Here is a 14,476-nt window from a genome sequence, read left to right as displayed (position 1 = left end):
GCCGTCCGTGACGTGACGTGCGCCACATGCGCGTCGCGCGCGCTCAGGAGCGCCGGACCGTCCCCCTGCTCAGGCGCCGGACGCGCGCGACCAGGCGTCCTCGACGGCCCGCGCCGCGTCCGCGGCAGTCACACGGAGCCGCGTCTGGTGACCGAGCTGGTCCTGCCAGTCCCGCTCGCCCGGCACCGACGCGAAGATCCACGCCCCCGGCGGCCGCGACGACGGTCCGAGACGCGTCCACACCGCCACCGCGTCCGCGTCGACCAACCCCCGCCGCTGCAGCTCCCACAGGTCGTACAGGTCCCGCGCCGCCCTCCGGTCCGACCACGCCGCGAGCTTCATCGCCGCCGCCGCCGGCCGCGTCGGCACGTGCAGCCGCGCCGGCGGCGCGTCGCCGTACCGCTGCACCACGTCGACCAGCTCCGTCGGCCACGCCGGCCGCCCCGCCACGCTGACGAGCTGGAACTTGATCGTCACGTCCTCCCCGACGAGCAGGAACACCGCCTCCGCGTCCCGTGCCTCCCCCGGCGGCCTCGACCACGACAACGACGGCACGTGCGGGCCCAGGTCCGCCGCCAGCGCCGCCGCCAGCGCCCGGCCCGCCTCGGCCCGCGACCCGCGCACCAGCAGGTCGACGTCCTCGCTCAGCCGCGCGTCCGGCGTCCACGTCCGGCTCAGCGCCGTCCCGCCGTAGAACACGAACCGGTCGCGCTCGCGACGGGCGATCGACGCGAGCACGTGCGAGATGACGTGGTCCCGTCGCACCTGGTCGAGGTCGACGCCGAACGCGTCGGCGACGTCGTACAGCTCCCCCGGGTCGAGCCTCACGCGGCCGCGACGTCCGGGACCATGCGGCGCAGCGTCGCCAGCGCCGTCGGACCGCCGCGCTGCGCCCGCGCGAGCTCCTCGACCGCACCCCAGTCGAGGCGCGGCGCGAGGTTCGTGATCGCCTCCCGCACCGCACCCGGGTCGGCCTTCGTGCGGTTGAGCGCGAGGTCGAGCACCGTCTGCTCGGGCGTCGTGACCAGCACGTCCCCCAGCTCCGTCCGCACCGTCGTGGTCGCCAGCGCACCGACGTCACGGCGCACGAAGCCCACGACCCCGTGCGGACGGTCCACGAGACGCACGTCGGCGTGACGTGCCGGCACCGCGTACGTGGCCCGGGCGTACGCACGCGGCAGCGCCCGCAGCAACCGCGCCGCCGTCAGCCCGACCGCGACCGGCCGCTGCGGGTAGGCCGTCGTCGCGACCGCGGCCGCCGCGGCCTCGAGGGCGGGCCGCCACCGGTGCGGGTCGAACGCGTCGTCCGGCACCGCGACGTACACGCCGTGCGCGACCTTGTGCACCTCACCGCGGCGCGCCTTCTGCGCCAGCACCGCCCGCGGGTTCGTGTACGCGTCCGTCAGGTCCGCCGGCGTCACCGCACGCAGAGGTCGCGTCGCGAGGCGGGGCCGCTGCCGTGCTGTCATGTCGTCATCGTAGCCTCAGAGGCTACTTTCCCGACACCTTGACGTCGCGTTCCTCACGACGTCACAGGTCACCCGCGTCCGCGGTTGCCGAGGGGCACCGACAGCCCAAGGATCGAGGCAGTCGAGGTCGAGGACGTGCCACCGACGAGCGCGGACGGCCTTCGCACGGGAGGTCCGAGATGCCGTCGCCCGTCGCCCTGCAGGACTTCGACGCGGTCCTCTTCGACCTCGACGGCGTCCTCACCACCACCCGCACCGTCCACGCCGCCGCCTGGAAGCGCGCGTTCGACGACTTCCTCGCCGGGTGGGACCGCGAGCACGGCACGCACACCCCCCGCTTCGACGACCGCGTCGACTACGCCGCGCACGTCGACGGCAAGACCCGCGAGGAAGGCGTCCGCGACTTCCTCCAGTCCCGCGCCATCGTCCTGCCACCCGGCGGACCCGACTCCCCACCCGAGGAGGACTCCTGGTGGGGCCTCGGCAACCGCAAGCAGCTCCTCGTCGAGGAGGAGCTCGAACGCTCCGGTGTCGAGGCGTTCCCCGGCTCGGTCGCGTGGGTCCGCGAGGTCCGCGAGGCCGGACTGAAGACGGCCGTCGTCTCCAGCAGCCGCAACTGCGCCGCCGTCCTCCAGCACGCCGGCATCGCCAACCTCTTCGACGCGCGCGTCGACGGCGAGACGATCCTCGAGCTCGGCCTGCCCGGCAAGCCCGCCCCCGACGGCTTCCTCGAGGGCGCCCGCCGCGTGGGCGTCGACCCCCGCCGCGCGGTCGTCGTCGAGGACGCGCTCGCGGGCGTGGCCGCCGGGCGCGCGGGCGGGTTCGGGCTCGTCGTCGGCGTCGACCGGGACGACCACGCCGAGGCGCTCGCCGCGCACGGGGCCGACGTCGTGGTGCAGGACCTCGCGGAGCTGCTCGCCGACCCCGACGAGGACGTGCACCGCTCGGGCCCGCGCGTCCACCGGCTGCGTGACGCGGGCCGCCGCATCGTCGCGACCTCGACCGACGTCCCGCCCGACCCGTGGCGCATGGTCGAGCACGCGTTCACCCCCGACCGCACCGAGCAGACCGAGACGCTCTTCGCCCTGTCGAACGGCTACCTCGGCATCCGCGGCGCGTTCGAGGAGGGCGCACCCGTCCGCTCCCCCGCGACGCTGCTCAACGGGTTCCACGAGACGTGGCCGATCGTCTACCCGGAGGCCGCGCACGGGTTCGCGACGACGGGCCAGACCATCCTGCCCGTGCCCGACGGCACCGCGCTGCGACTGCTGGTCGACGAGGAGCCGGTGACGTGCGAGAACGCGGAGGTCCGTCACTTCGAGCGCACGCTCGACATGCGGCACGCCGTCCTCACCCGCACGGTCGTCCTGCAGCTCTCCGACGGTCGACGGTTCCGCCTGCACAGCGAACGCCTCGTGTCGCTCGCCCAACGTCACCTCGCCGTGCTCCGGTACGAGATCACCGCGCTCGACGCGCCCGGCCGCGTCGTCCTGTCGTCCGAGCTCGTCGCGCCCACCGACACCGTCGGCGAGGAGGTCGCGCTCGACCCGCGCCAGTCCCGGCAGGTCACCCGCTCGCTGCGCCCCGGACCGGACCGCACGGACGCGCTGCGCGTCGTGCGCGCGTACTCCACGACGCATTCCGGCCTCACGGTCGCCGCCGCGGTGGACCACGAGGTCGACCCGGGCGTGACGCACGTCGGCACCCGGGTCGAGCCCTCGCGCGCCCGCGTCGTGTTCGACGTCGAGACGCAGGTCGGCGTGCCTGTCGGCGTCACGAAGTGGCTCGCCTACCACCACGGCGAGGAGGACGCGGGCGAGCTGCTCAACCGCGCCGGCATGACGATCCACCGCGCCCGGGACGCCGGGTACGCCGCCGTCCGCGCCGCGCACGAGCACGAGGCGGACCTGTTCTGGGAGCGCAGCGAGGTCGAGCTGCCCGGCACGTCGGCGGGTCAGCAGGCCGTGCACTTCAGCCAGTTCACGCTGCTGCAGGCGACGTGGCGCAGCGAGGGTCACGGAGTGCCGTCGAAGGGACTCACAGGCACGGGGTACGAGGGGCACTACTTCTGGGACACCGAGGCGTACCTGCTGCCGTTCCTCATCCACACGTCGCCGCGCGTCGCCCGGAGCCTGCTCATGCACCGGGTACGGATGCTCCCCGCGGCGCGCGCCCGGGCGCGCGAGGTCGGGTGCGACGGGGCCCTCTTCCCGTGGCGCACGATCAACGGGCAGGAGGCGTCGGCGTACTACGCGGCCGGCACCGCGCAGTACCACATCGACGCCGACGTGGCCTACGCGCTCGAGCAGTACGTGACCGTCACCGGCGACACCGACCTCATGGTCCACCACGGTGCGGAGCTGCTGGTCGAGACCGCGCGCATGTGGGCCGGGCTCGGCTTCTTCTCCGACCGGCACGACGGCCGGTTCGTCATCCTCAGGGTCACCGGCCCGGACGAGTACTCGACCGTGGTCGACAACAACCTCTACACGAACCTCATGGCCGCGGAGAACCTGCGCGCGGCCGCCGACACGCTCGACTGGATGCGGCAGGAGCACCCGAAGGAGCACGCGGCTCTCGTCGAGGGGCTGCGCGTGCTGGACAGCGAGGTCGCGACCTGGCGACGCGCGGCCGAGCAGATGTACGTGCCGTTCGACGAGGCCGCGGGCGTGCACCTGCAGGACGACGCGTTCACGCGCCTGAAGCACTGGGACTTCGCGGGCACCCCGTCCGAGATGTACCCGCTGCTGCTGCACTTCCACCCGCTCGTCATCTACCGCCACCAGGTGATCAAGCAGGCCGACGTCGTCCTCGCGACCGTGATGCTGCCCGAGCGGTTCACGCCGGCCGAGCGCCGCCGGATCTTCGAGTACTACGACCCGCTGACGACGGGTGACTCGTCGCTGTCCGAGTGCATGCAGGCGATCGCGGCGGCCGACGTGGGCAAGTTCCGCACCGCCGAGGAGTACCTCGTCGACGCCGCGTCGGTCGACCTCGCCGACCGCGCGGGCAACCTGCGCGACGGCGTGCACGCGGCGTCGGCGGGCGGCATGTGGATGGCGCTCGTGCAGGGGTTCGCGGGCTACCGGTGGCGCGGCACGCAGTTCGCGCCGATGCTCCCGACGCGCGCGCGCCGCATGCGGTTCCCGCTGCAGATCCGCGGGTCCGTGCTCGAGGTCGACGTGTGCGAGGACCTCGTGACCTACACGGTGCGCAGCGGCGGGCCCGTGAGCGGGCAGCACCGCGGCACGCCCTTCACCGCGAAGCCCGGCGAGCCGGTGAGCTTCCCGGGCGAATACCACACGCGCGACATGTGACCTCGCAGGACCAAAGGTCCTACTGCTGCACCCCTGTCGTTCCTAGTCTCGGCGTCAAGAGCGGGCAATGCGTCCCGCGCACGCGCTCGGACAGGAGCTCCCATGACAGTCGACGTCACGACCCCTGACGCCCTGCGGACGCTCGGCCTCCCGGCCGCCGTGCGCGACATGCTCGACGCGGCCGACGTCATCGTCCCCGCGACGCGCGACGAGCTCCACGCGCTCGCCCTCGGACCCGACGGCGGCCCCCGGTTCGACGTGGTCTACGACGTCCACGGCGAGCCCGTCAAGGAGGCGGACGTCGTCCGCTGCGCCAACGGGCTCGCGGTCAACTACCCCGAGGACTACCTGCGCCGCCGCGACCCCGACTGCATGCGGATCGCCGACGACCTGCCCACCGACAAGCCGCGCTACCGCGACGTCTACGGCGCCGACTTCGCGCCCGTGAAGACCGAGACCTTCGACTGGCTCGCCGGGCAGCGCCTCGTCGTGCTCCCCTTCCGCGCCGGCGGCCCCGTGCACGGCTACCCGTCGCTCGCGATCGTCCCGGCCAACGCCGCGTTCTTCGCCCTCACGCTCGCCGACCTGCAGGGCTGGGTCACCTTCGACGAGCTCGGCCCCTTCACCCCCCGCTCGATCCTCTACGTCGCTCCCCCGTTCCGGCACACCCACTTCGAGGGCCGGCAGGTCGTCGTGCACGACCGGTCCGCCACGCTGCACGAGGTGTTCGCGTACAACCTCTACCCCGGACCGTCGGCGAAGAAGGGGATCTTCTCCGTGCTGCTCGACATCGGGGAGCAGGAGGGCTGGCTCACCGCGCACGCCTCGGCCGTGCGGGTCACGACGCCGTACGAGAACGAGACGGTCGTCATGCACGAGGGCGCGTCCGGCGGCGGCAAGTCCGAGATGTGCCAGGAGTTCCGCCGCCTCGACGACGGCCGCATCCTGCTCGGCACCAACGTCGTCACCGGGACGACCGACACCATCACGCTCGCCGAGTCCTCCGCCCTCGCGCCCGTCACCGACGACATGACCCTCTGCCACCCCGCGATCCAGGGCACCGACGGGCGTCTCGTCGTCGCCGACGCCGAGGCCGGCTGGTTCGTCCGCGTCGACAACCTCACCGAGTACGGCCAGGACGCCACGCTCGAGCGCGCCGTCATCCACCCCGACCAGCCGCTCGTCTTCTACAACATGCGCGGCCTCCCCGACGCCACCCTCCTGCCGTGGGAGCACACGCTCGACTCGAACGGGACACGGTGCCCCAACCCGCGCGTCGTCGTCGCGCGCTCGCAGTTCCGGCACGTCGTCGACGAGGCCGAGCCCGTCGACGTCCGCACCTTCGGCGTCCGCATGCCCGCGTGCACGCGCGACGCACCCACCTACGGCGTCATGGGCCTCATGCACCTCGTCCCGCCGTCGCTCGCCTGGGTGTGGCGGCTCGTGGCACCGCGCGGCGACAAGAACCCGTCCATCGGCGAGTCCGCCGCCGACACCGAGAGGCTCGCGCACGGCGGACTCGTCGCCGAGGGCGTCGGGTCGTACTGGCCGTTCTCGACAGGCACCAAGGTCGGCGCCGCCAACCTGCTGCTCCGCCAGATCGTCGCCGCACCGCGCACCCGGTACGTCCTCACGCCCAACCAGCACATCGGCTCCTACCACGTCGGGTTCGCCGCCGAGTGGCTCACGCGCGAGTACCTCGCCCGGCGCGGCACCTCCCGCATCCGGCGCGAGTCGCTCCAGCCCGCCCGCTGCCCGCTGTTCGGCTGGACGCCCCGCGAGCTGCGGATCGACGGCCAGACGATCCGCCCGTCCTACCTCGCGCCCGAGCTGCAGTCCCAGGTCGGCGAGGACGCCTACGACCAGGGCGCCGCGGTGCTCACGGCGTTCTTCCGGTCCGAGCTCGCGCAGTTCCTCACGCCCGACCTCGACCCGCTGGGCCGCCGCATCATCGAGACCGTGCTGGCCGACGGCACCGTCGAGGAGCACGAGGCGCTCACGCCCACGACGCACTGACGCACCTCGACGCCACGACGCGCGAGAGGCCGGCCCCCGACGAACCGGGGCCGGCCTCTCGCGTGGTCCGGCTGCTCAGCGCCGGCGCTTCTCCCGCACGCGCACCGAGATCGAGATCGGCGTCCCCTCGAACCCGAACGTCTCACGCAGACGACGCTCGATGTACCGGCGGTACCCCGGGTCCAGGAAGCCCGTCGTGAAGATCACGAACCGCGGCGGACGCGTCGACGCCTGCGTCGCGAACAGGATGCGCGGCTGCTTCCCCCCGCGCAGCGGGTGCGGGTGCGCCGCGACCAGCTCACCCAGGAACGCGTTGAGCCGACCCGTCGAGATGCGCGTGTCCCACGACTCCAGCGACCGCTTGAGCGCCGGCACCAGCCGGTCCGTGTGCCACCCCGTGCGCGCCGAGATGTTGACCCGCGGCGCCCACTGCACCTGCACGAGGTCCTTCTCGATCTCCCGCTCCAGGAACGGCCGACGGTCCTCGTCCATCAGGTCCCACTTGTTGTACGCGATGACCAGCGCACGACCCGCGTCGACGACCTGCGAGATCACGCGCGTGTCCTGCTCCGTCATCGTCGACGACGCGTCGACCAGCACGACCGCGACCTCGGCCTTCTCGATCGCCGCCTGCGTGCGCAGCGACGCGTAGAAGTCCGGGCCCGACGTCTGGTGCACCCGCCGACGGATGCCCGCGGTGTCGACGAACACCCACGGCTCGCCCTTCAGCAGGACCAGCTCGTCGACCGGGTCGCGCGTCGTGCCCGCGGTCGCGTCCACGACGACACGCTCGGTGCCCAGCACCTTGTTGAGCAGCGACGACTTGCCCACGTTCGGGCGGCCCACGAGCGCCACACGACGCGGACCGTCGGGCAGCGGCTTGGCGTGCGCCGACACCTCCGGCAGCGCGTCGACGGCCGCCTCGAGCAGGTCACCCGTGCCGCGCCCGTGCAGCGCGGAGACCGGGTACGGCTCCCCGAGCCCGAGCGCCCACAACGCCGCCGCGTCCGCCTCGACCGCCGGACCGTCGACCTTGTTCGCGCACAGCACGACCGGCTTGCCCGCCCGGCGCAGCAGCCGCACGACCTGCTCGTCCGTGTCCGTCGCACCCACCGTCGCGTCCACCACGAACAGCACCGCGTCGGCCAGCGCGATCGCGACCTCCGCCTGCTGGGCCACACGCGCCTCGATGCCCGCGACGTCGACCTCCCAACCCCCGGTGTCGACCACCGTGAAGCGGCGACCGGCCCACTCCGCCGGGTAGCTCACGCGGTCGCGCGTCACGCCCGGCTGGTCCTCCACGACCGCCTCACGGCGGCCGATGATCCGGTTCACCAGCGTCGACTTGCCGACGTTCGGCCGCCCCACGACCGCGAGCACCGGCAGCGCGGTCGCCGCCGCACCGCCCGCCTCGTCCTCGTCGAGACCGTCGATCAGCGCGAGGTCGTCGTCCTCCAGCGCGTACTCCGCGAGCCCGGCACGCAGCGCGCGCTCGCGGTCGGCGTCGCCGGCCTCGTCGGGAAGCTCCAGGGCGTCGCCGTCCTCGTCAGGGAGCTCCAGGGCGGGGTCGGTGTCCGTCATGCCGACCATTCTCCCCTGTCGGGCGGGCAGCCGTGACCCCGGGGCGCGGGCCGCCGGTCAGACGGGCTCGCCGTCCGGGCCGTCCGTCGGCAGGACGAGCCCCGACCGGGCGCTCGCGCGGGTCACGAGGTCCGAGAGCGCGACGCGTACCGCCTCGTTCGCGGCGACGATCGCGGCCCGTCCGGAGACGCCCGGCGCGCGCTCGACGACGACGGGCTCGCCGAACTCGACCACGAGCCGGCGACGGAACCCCGGCACGTGCCCGACGGTCTCCCCCGTGCGCCGCGTGCCCAGGATCGCCACGGGCACGACGGGCGCCTGCCCGTTGAGCGCGAGCCACGCGATCCCGGCGCGGGCGCTCGTCGCGTCGCCACGGCCGCGGTTGCCCTCGGGGAAGATGCCGACCACGCCGCCGCGGCGCAGCACACCGAGCGCGGTCGTCAGCGCGGTCCGGCCGCCCTGCCGGTCCACCGGGATCTGGCCCGCGGCGGTCAGCAGCAGCCCGACCGGCCCGTGGAACATCTCCTCCTTGACGAGGATGTGCGTCGGCCGTGGTGCGACACCGACGAGGACCGGCCCGTCGACGACACCCGTGTGGTTGGCGGCGAGCAGCACGGGACCCGTGCGCGGCACACGCTCCGCACCGACGACGTCCGCCGCCCACACCCCGCGCGCGAGGAAGCGGCCGACCCACCGGGACCACGCGGGGCCGGCCGGCGACGGCAGACGCTGCTCGGTCACGCCCGGTACGCGGCCGCCACGACCGCGAGCACCGCGTCGACCGTCTGCTCGAAGTCCAGGTGCGACGAGTCGACCGTTACGACCCCGTCGGCCGCGGTGTGGAACTGGACGACCGTCGAGTCGTCGGCGTCCCGCCGCAGCACCTGGTCACGCGTCGCCTCGACCGCCTGCGCGTCCGCCGTCCCGTGCACGTCGAGCGCGCGCCGCGCCAGGCGCGCCTCCTCGCTCGCCGTGAGCAGCACCCGGACGTCGGCGTCGGGCGCGATCACGGTCGTGATGTCGCGCCCCTCCGCGACCACGCCGCGGCCCTGCGAGAACGAGCCCGGCTCGCGCTCCGCGTCGATGAGCGCGCGCTGGCGGCGGCCCAGCTCGGCGCGCGCCTCCAGGTTCGTCGCGACCGCGCTCACGGCGGCGGAGATCGCGGTCTCCCTGATGTCCGTGGAGACGTCGGTGCCGTCGACGACGACGGTCGGCGCGTCCGGGTCGACGCCGAGGTCGAGCGGCAGCGTGCGGACGGCCGCCGCGACGGCGTCCGTGTCCGAGAGCGGCACCCCCTGCTCGAGGCACCACCACGTCGCGGCCCGGTAGGTCGCTCCCGTGTCGACGTACGCCAGCCCGAGGGCGCGTGCGACCGCGCGCGACACGCTCGACTTCCCCGACCCGGACGGGCCGTCGATCGCGACCACGAAGGGTGCCGGGATCGTGCTCAACTCACCAGTCTCCATCCGCGGAGCGTGAGCTCCGCCTCGAGGTGCGGGACCGCGCTCGGGAGCACCGAGATCGCCGCCATGCCGACGGGACGCCCCGCCGCGTGCTCCAGGTGCAGGTCCTCCAGGTTGACGCCCGCGTCGCCGACGTCCGTCAGCAGGCGGGCGAGCTCGCCGGGGGCGTCCGGGACGAGCACCGTGACGACGCTGTAGTCGCGGCGCACACCGCCGTGCTTGCCGGGCACGCGGGCCACACCCGCGTTCCCGTCCGAGATCGTCTGCGCGATCGTGGACAGCGCACCGGGTGCGACGTCCTCCGGGCCCGTCGCCGCGGCGGCACCGCCGAGCGCGTGGATGACGCCGTCGAGGTCGGTGCGCAGGTCGACGAGCACGTCGCGGACCGCAGCCGCGTTGGCGGCGAGGATAGACGTCCAGAGCGCCGGGTCCGAACCCGCGATCCGCGTGACGTCCCGCAGGCCCTGCCCCGCGAGGCCGAGCGCGACCTCGTCGACGTCCCGCAGCCGCGACGCGACGAGGCTCGCCACGACCTGCGGCACGTGCGACACCGCCGCGACGGCCGCGTCGTGCGCGTCGGCGTCCATCGTCACCGGCACCGCGCCCAGGTCGACGGCGAGCGACCGCACCGCCAGCAGGGCGTCCGGCCGCGACGATCCCGAGTCCGCGATGACCCACGGGCGGCCGAGGAACAGGTCCGGCACCGCGGCGACGGGACCGGACCGCTCCCGGCCCGCCATCGGGTGCGACCCGACGTAGCGCGACAGGTCGGCGCCCGACGCGCGCAGCTCGGCGAGCACGTAGCCCTTGACGCTCGCGACGTCGGTCACGACCGCGCCGGGGTGCGCCTCGAGCTCGGCGAGCACGACGTCCGACGTCACGTCGGGTGGCGCCGCGACGACGACGAGCACGGGCTCGGGGTCGTCGGCCGACGCCGGCCGTCCGGCACCGACGTCGCGGGCCAGCGCCACCGCGGTCCGCGACGGGTCGTGCAGGAGCACCTCGACCCCGCGCGTCGCGAGCCCGAGCCCGACGGACGTCCCGAGCAGGCCCGTCCCGACGATCCGGACGGGCCCCGACGTGGCGACGTTCACAGACCCACCTGGGTCATGAGCGAGCCGACCTCCGTCTTCGACAGCACGCGCGTGCGGCCGGGCTTGAGGTCCCCGAGCCGGATCGGACCGACCTGCGTGCGCACGAGCCGGGTGACGGGGTGGCCGACCTCCTCGAGCAGGCGGCGCACGACGCGGTTGCGGCCCTCGTGCAGCACGAGCTCCACGAGGCTGGCCTGCGGCGTCGTCTGGACCACCTGGAACTTGTCGACCTTCACGAGGCCGTCCTCGAGCTCGATCCCGCGCGTGAGCCGCCCGGCGAGCGACCCGGGGACGCGCCCCTCGACATGCGCGAGGTACGTCTTCGCGACCCCGTGCGACGGGTGCGAGAGCCGGTTGGCGAGCTCACCGTCGTTGGTCAGCAGGAGCAGGCCCTCGGTCTCCGCGTCGAGCCGGCCGACGTGGAACAGCCGCTCGTTGCGGTCCGCGACGAACTGCGCGATCGACGGGCGCCCCTCCGGGTCGTGCATGGTCGACACGACGCCCTTCGGCTTGTTGAGCGCGAGCGTGACGATCGAGGAGTCGAGCTGCACGCGCAGCCCGTCGACGTGGATGACCGCACGCACCGGGTCGACGCGCACGCCGAGCTCCCGCACGGTCGCGCCGTCGACGGTCACACGCCCGGTCGCGATGAGCTCCTCGCACGCGCGACGCGACCCCAGGCCGGCCGACGCGAGCACCTTCTGCAGGCGCACGCCGTCGGGGTCGTGCACGTCGACCGTCACCTCGGGCTCGCGCGCCGGCCGCGGGCGGGACGGTCGCTGCGGTCGCTGCGCCGCCCGACCACCGGCGCCACCACGTCCCGTACCACCGGACCGCGCCGGCTTCCCGGCACCACCGGCACCACCGGCGCCACCGCCGCGCGACGGCCGGCCGCCGCCGGTACCGCCGCGTCCGCCGGACGCCTTGCCGGGCGTGCCGCCACGCCGCTCCTGCGGGCTCATCTGGTCTCTCCGATCGCCTGGTCGACGCCTTCGAGCGCGTCGATGTCCGGCAGGTAGGGGGCGAGCGGGGGCAGCTCGTCCAGGCTGGACACCCCCATGCGCTCCAGGAAGTATCCCGTGGTCCCGTACAGGACCGCGCCGGTCGTGGGCTCGGTGCCGACCTCGGCCACGAGCCCGCGCGCCGTGAGCGTCCGCACGACGCCGTCCACGTTGACCCCGCGCACCGCCGACACCTGGCCGCGCGTCACGGGCTGGCGGTACGCGACCACGGCCAGGGTCTCGAGCGCCGCCTGCGTGAGCCGCGCGGTCTGCCCGTCGACGACGAAGCGTCCGACGACGTCCGCGTACGCGGGCGCCGAGTAGATCCGCCAACCGTCGGCGACGGCTCGCAGCTCGAAGCCGCGCGGGCGGCCACCGCGCTCACCGCGGTACTCGGCCACGAGCTCGGCGAGCAGCGCCTCGACGTCGGCGACGGGCAGTGCCAGCACGGACGCGAGCCGCACCGCCGGGATCGGCTCGTCCGCGACCATGAGGACGGCCTCGAGCGTCGCGAGCGCGCCGCCCGGCAGGTCCTCGACGTCGAACGCGAGCTCGTCGGGCACGGACGCGTCCGACGTCGCGACGTCCCGGACGTCGTCGACCTGGACGTCGTGGTCGACCTGGTCGTCGGTCATGCGGGACCTCCATCGTCAGCGGGGGTGCGAGCCTCGGGACCGGGCACGTCGTCGTCGGGCACGGCCCCGTCGGACACGGCGTCGTCGGGCGCGGCGTCGTCGCGCACGGTCCCGTCCGACGTCACCGCTCCCCCGGTCGTGTCGAGCTGGTCGAAGTCGTCGGACACCTGCACGTCCCCCTCGGCCGCACCCGTCCACCGCACGGTCAGCTCGCCGAGCGCCTCGACCTGGTCGAACGCGACGGCACCTTCGCGGAACAGCTCGAGCAGCGCGAGGAACCGGGCGACGACCACGACGGTCGCGTCGGCGTCGGCGGTCAGCGAGCGGAACGACGCGGCGCCCGCGTGCCGCAGCCGGTCGACGAGCACGGCGGCCTGCTCTCGCACGCTCACCGCGGGCGCGTGCAGGTGGCTGATGTCGACCGCGGGCGGCCCCGGCCTGGGGGCGAGCGCACGCGCCGCGAGCCGCGCGAGCTCCTCGGGCCCGACCTGCCACACGAGCTCGGGCAGCAGCGCGGCCAGGTGCGGTTCGAGCACGACGGTCCGGGGGAAGCGGCGGCCCTCGGTCGCGAACCGCTCCGCGAGGTAGCCGGCGACCTGCTTGTACGCGCGGTACTGCAGCAGGCGGGCGAAGAGCAGGTCGCGCGCCTCGAGCAGCTCGAGGTCCTCGGCGTCCTCGACCTCGGCGCTCGGCAGCAGCCGCGCGGCCTTGAGGTCCAGCAACGTCGCCGCGACGACCAGGAACTCGCTCGCCTGGCTGAGGTCCCAGTCGCGCTCGTGGTTCCGGATGTACCCGACGAACTCGTCGGTCACGCGCCCGAGCGCGACCTCGGTGATGTCGAGCTTGTGCTTGGCGATGAGCCCCAGCAGGACGTCGAACGGCCCGCTGAAGTTGTCGAGGTGGACCTCGAAGCCGTGCGCGCCCGCCGGCGCCGGGCCGGCGGTCGACTGCTCGGGCGGGAGCGCGCGCTCGTCAGGCGGCGTCGCCACGGGCGACGAGCTCACGTGCGAGCTGCCGGTAGGCCGCCGCACCCGCGTGCGACGGGGCGTACGTGGTGATGGGCTCGGCGGCGACGGTCGCGTCCGGGAACTTCACGGTGCGGCCGATCACGGTGTGCAGCAGCGTGTCGCCGAACGCCTCGTGCACGCGGGCGACGACCTCGCGCGCGTGCAGCGTGCGGGAGTCGTACATCGTCGCGAGGATGCCGTCGACCTCGAGGCGCGGGTTCAGCCGGTCGCGGACCTTCTCGATCGTCTCGATGAGCAGCGCGACACCGCGCAGCGCGAAGAACTCGCACTCGAGCGGGATGACGACGCCGTGCGCCGCGGTGAGCGCGTTGACGGTCAGCAGCCCGAGCGACGGCTGGCAGTCGACGAGCACGAGGTCGTAGTCGTCGAGGACGGGCCGGAGCACGCGCGCGAGCACGGACTCGCGGGCGACCTCGCCGACCAGCTGCACCTCGGCCGCCGACAGGTCGATGTTCGCGGGCAGCAGGTCGAGCCCCGGCGTCGCCGTCGGACGCACCGCGTCGGCGATGCGCGCGTCGCGCTCCATGAGCAGGTTGTAGACCGTGCGGTCGAGCTCGTGCGGGTTGACCCCGAGCCCCACCGAGGCGGCGCCCTGCGGGTCGAAGTCGACGACCAGGACGCGACGCCCGTACTCGGCCAGCGCGGCCGCGAGGTTGATGGTGGTCGTCGTCTTGCCGACGCCGCCCTTCTGGTTGCACATGGCGATGACGCGGGCCGGACCGTGCGACGCGAGCGGGGCCGGCTCGGGGAAGAGCGGCAGCGGTCGTCCGACGGCGTCGAGCTGCGGTTCGGTCGTCTCCTGGCTCACCACGCGGGACAACCTACCCGAGCGGAGCGTGCGATCACCGGAGGACGGCCGTGCCGACACGATT

At 74.2% G+C, this 14,476-nt stretch carries 12 protein-coding genes; 2 read left to right on the top strand and 10 right to left on the bottom strand.

What is annotated here, in order from left to right:
* Positions 1-69 precede the first annotated feature (69 nt).
* Positions 70-828 carry a nucleotidyl transferase AbiEii/AbiGii toxin family protein gene (locus GXP71_RS06340; RefSeq protein WP_162351967.1) on the bottom strand — a complete coding sequence of 253 codons (759 nt, stop codon included), beginning with the start codon at positions 826-828 and terminating at the stop codon, positions 70-72.
* Positions 825-1,469, bottom strand: coding sequence for a type IV toxin-antitoxin system AbiEi family antitoxin (locus GXP71_RS06335; protein WP_162351966.1), 645 nt, complete (start codon positions 1,467-1,469; stop codon positions 825-827). Before GXP71_RS06335 ends, GXP71_RS06340 begins: the two co-directional genes overlap by 4 nt.
* 179 nt (positions 1,470-1,648) lie before the next feature.
* Between GXP71_RS06335 and GXP71_RS06330 the strand changes: the two genes are divergently transcribed.
* The gene (locus GXP71_RS06330) at positions 1,649-4,786 is read left to right on the top strand and encodes a beta-phosphoglucomutase family hydrolase (protein ID WP_162351965.1); all 3,138 of its coding nucleotides are present in this window, start codon (positions 1,649-1,651) and stop codon (positions 4,784-4,786) included.
* Between the two features lie 102 nt (positions 4,787-4,888).
* Complete coding sequence (locus GXP71_RS06325) at positions 4,889-6,802, top strand: DUF4914 family protein (RefSeq protein ID WP_162351964.1); 1,914 nt, start codon at positions 4,889-4,891, stop codon at positions 6,800-6,802.
* A 75-nt stretch (positions 6,803-6,877) separates the two neighbouring features.
* On the opposite strand, the gene der is transcribed toward GXP71_RS06325, so the two are convergent.
* The 8 genes from der to GXP71_RS06285 form a co-directional block, all read right to left on the bottom strand.
* On the bottom strand, positions 6,878-8,383 hold the full coding sequence (der, locus tag GXP71_RS06320; RefSeq protein WP_162351963.1) for a ribosome biogenesis GTPase Der: 1,506 nt from the start codon (positions 8,381-8,383) through the stop codon (positions 6,878-6,880).
* A 57-nt stretch (positions 8,384-8,440) separates the two neighbouring features.
* Positions 8,441-9,124, bottom strand: a complete 684-nt coding sequence (locus tag GXP71_RS06315) for a 1-acyl-sn-glycerol-3-phosphate acyltransferase (RefSeq protein ID WP_162351962.1) — start codon at positions 9,122-9,124, stop codon at positions 8,441-8,443.
* Positions 9,121-9,849: a (d)CMP kinase gene (cmk, locus tag GXP71_RS06310; protein ID WP_162351961.1), complete on the bottom strand. Its 729-nt coding sequence runs from the start codon at positions 9,847-9,849 to the stop codon at positions 9,121-9,123. The genes GXP71_RS06315 and cmk overlap by 4 nt, the downstream gene beginning before the upstream one ends.
* The gene (locus tag GXP71_RS06305) at positions 9,831-10,940 is read right to left on the bottom strand and encodes a prephenate dehydrogenase (protein WP_162351960.1); all 1,110 of its coding nucleotides are present in this window, start codon (positions 10,938-10,940) and stop codon (positions 9,831-9,833) included. The genes cmk and GXP71_RS06305 overlap by 19 nt, the downstream gene beginning before the upstream one ends.
* Positions 10,937-11,683: a pseudouridine synthase gene (locus GXP71_RS06300; RefSeq protein WP_162351959.1), complete on the bottom strand. Its 747-nt coding sequence runs from the start codon at positions 11,681-11,683 to the stop codon at positions 10,937-10,939. Before GXP71_RS06300 ends, GXP71_RS06305 begins: the two co-directional genes overlap by 4 nt.
* A gap of 215 nt (positions 11,684-11,898) precedes the next feature.
* Positions 11,899-12,576, bottom strand: coding sequence for an SMC-Scp complex subunit ScpB (scpB, locus tag GXP71_RS06295; protein ID WP_162351958.1), 678 nt, complete (start codon positions 12,574-12,576; stop codon positions 11,899-11,901).
* Positions 12,573-13,565: a ScpA family protein gene (locus GXP71_RS06290; protein WP_238402659.1), complete on the bottom strand. Its 993-nt coding sequence runs from the start codon at positions 13,563-13,565 to the stop codon at positions 12,573-12,575. Before GXP71_RS06290 ends, scpB begins: the two co-directional genes overlap by 4 nt.
* On the bottom strand, positions 13,549-14,415 hold the full coding sequence (locus GXP71_RS06285) for a ParA family protein (RefSeq protein WP_162351957.1): 867 nt from the start codon (positions 14,413-14,415) through the stop codon (positions 13,549-13,551). The genes GXP71_RS06290 and GXP71_RS06285 overlap by 17 nt, the downstream gene beginning before the upstream one ends.
* Positions 14,416-14,476: the final 61 nt, after the last annotated feature.

The organism is Cellulomonas sp. H30R-01 (assembly GCF_010119915.1).
In the GTDB taxonomy this organism is placed as follows: Bacteria; Actinomycetota; Actinomycetes; order Actinomycetales; family Cellulomonadaceae; genus Cellulomonas; species Cellulomonas algicola.
The sequence above is the reverse complement of the archived record's forward strand: the minus strand, read 5'-3'. Positions and strand labels throughout refer to the sequence as shown.

What these genes read in the sequence shown, in the direction of transcription:
- GXP71_RS06335 (WP_162351966.1), bottom strand. Translation starts at nt 1,469, where the DNA reads ATGACAGCACGGCAGCGGCCCCGCCTCGCGACGCGACCTCTGCGTGCG.
- GXP71_RS06330 (WP_162351965.1), top strand. Translation starts at nt 1,649, where the DNA reads ATGCCGTCGCCCGTCGCCCTGCAGGACTTCGACGCGGTCCTCTTCGAC.
- GXP71_RS06325 (WP_162351964.1), top strand. Translation starts at nt 4,889, where the DNA reads ATGACAGTCGACGTCACGACCCCTGACGCCCTGCGGACGCTCGGCCTC.
- der (WP_162351963.1), bottom strand. Translation starts at nt 8,383, where the DNA reads ATGACGGACACCGACCCCGCCCTGGAGCTCCCTGACGAGGACGGCGAC.
- cmk (WP_162351961.1), bottom strand. Translation starts at nt 9,849, where the DNA reads ATGGAGACTGGTGAGTTGAGCACGATCCCGGCACCCTTCGTGGTCGCG.
- scpB (WP_162351958.1), bottom strand. Translation starts at nt 12,576, where the DNA reads ATGACCGACGACCAGGTCGACCACGACGTCCAGGTCGACGACGTCCGG.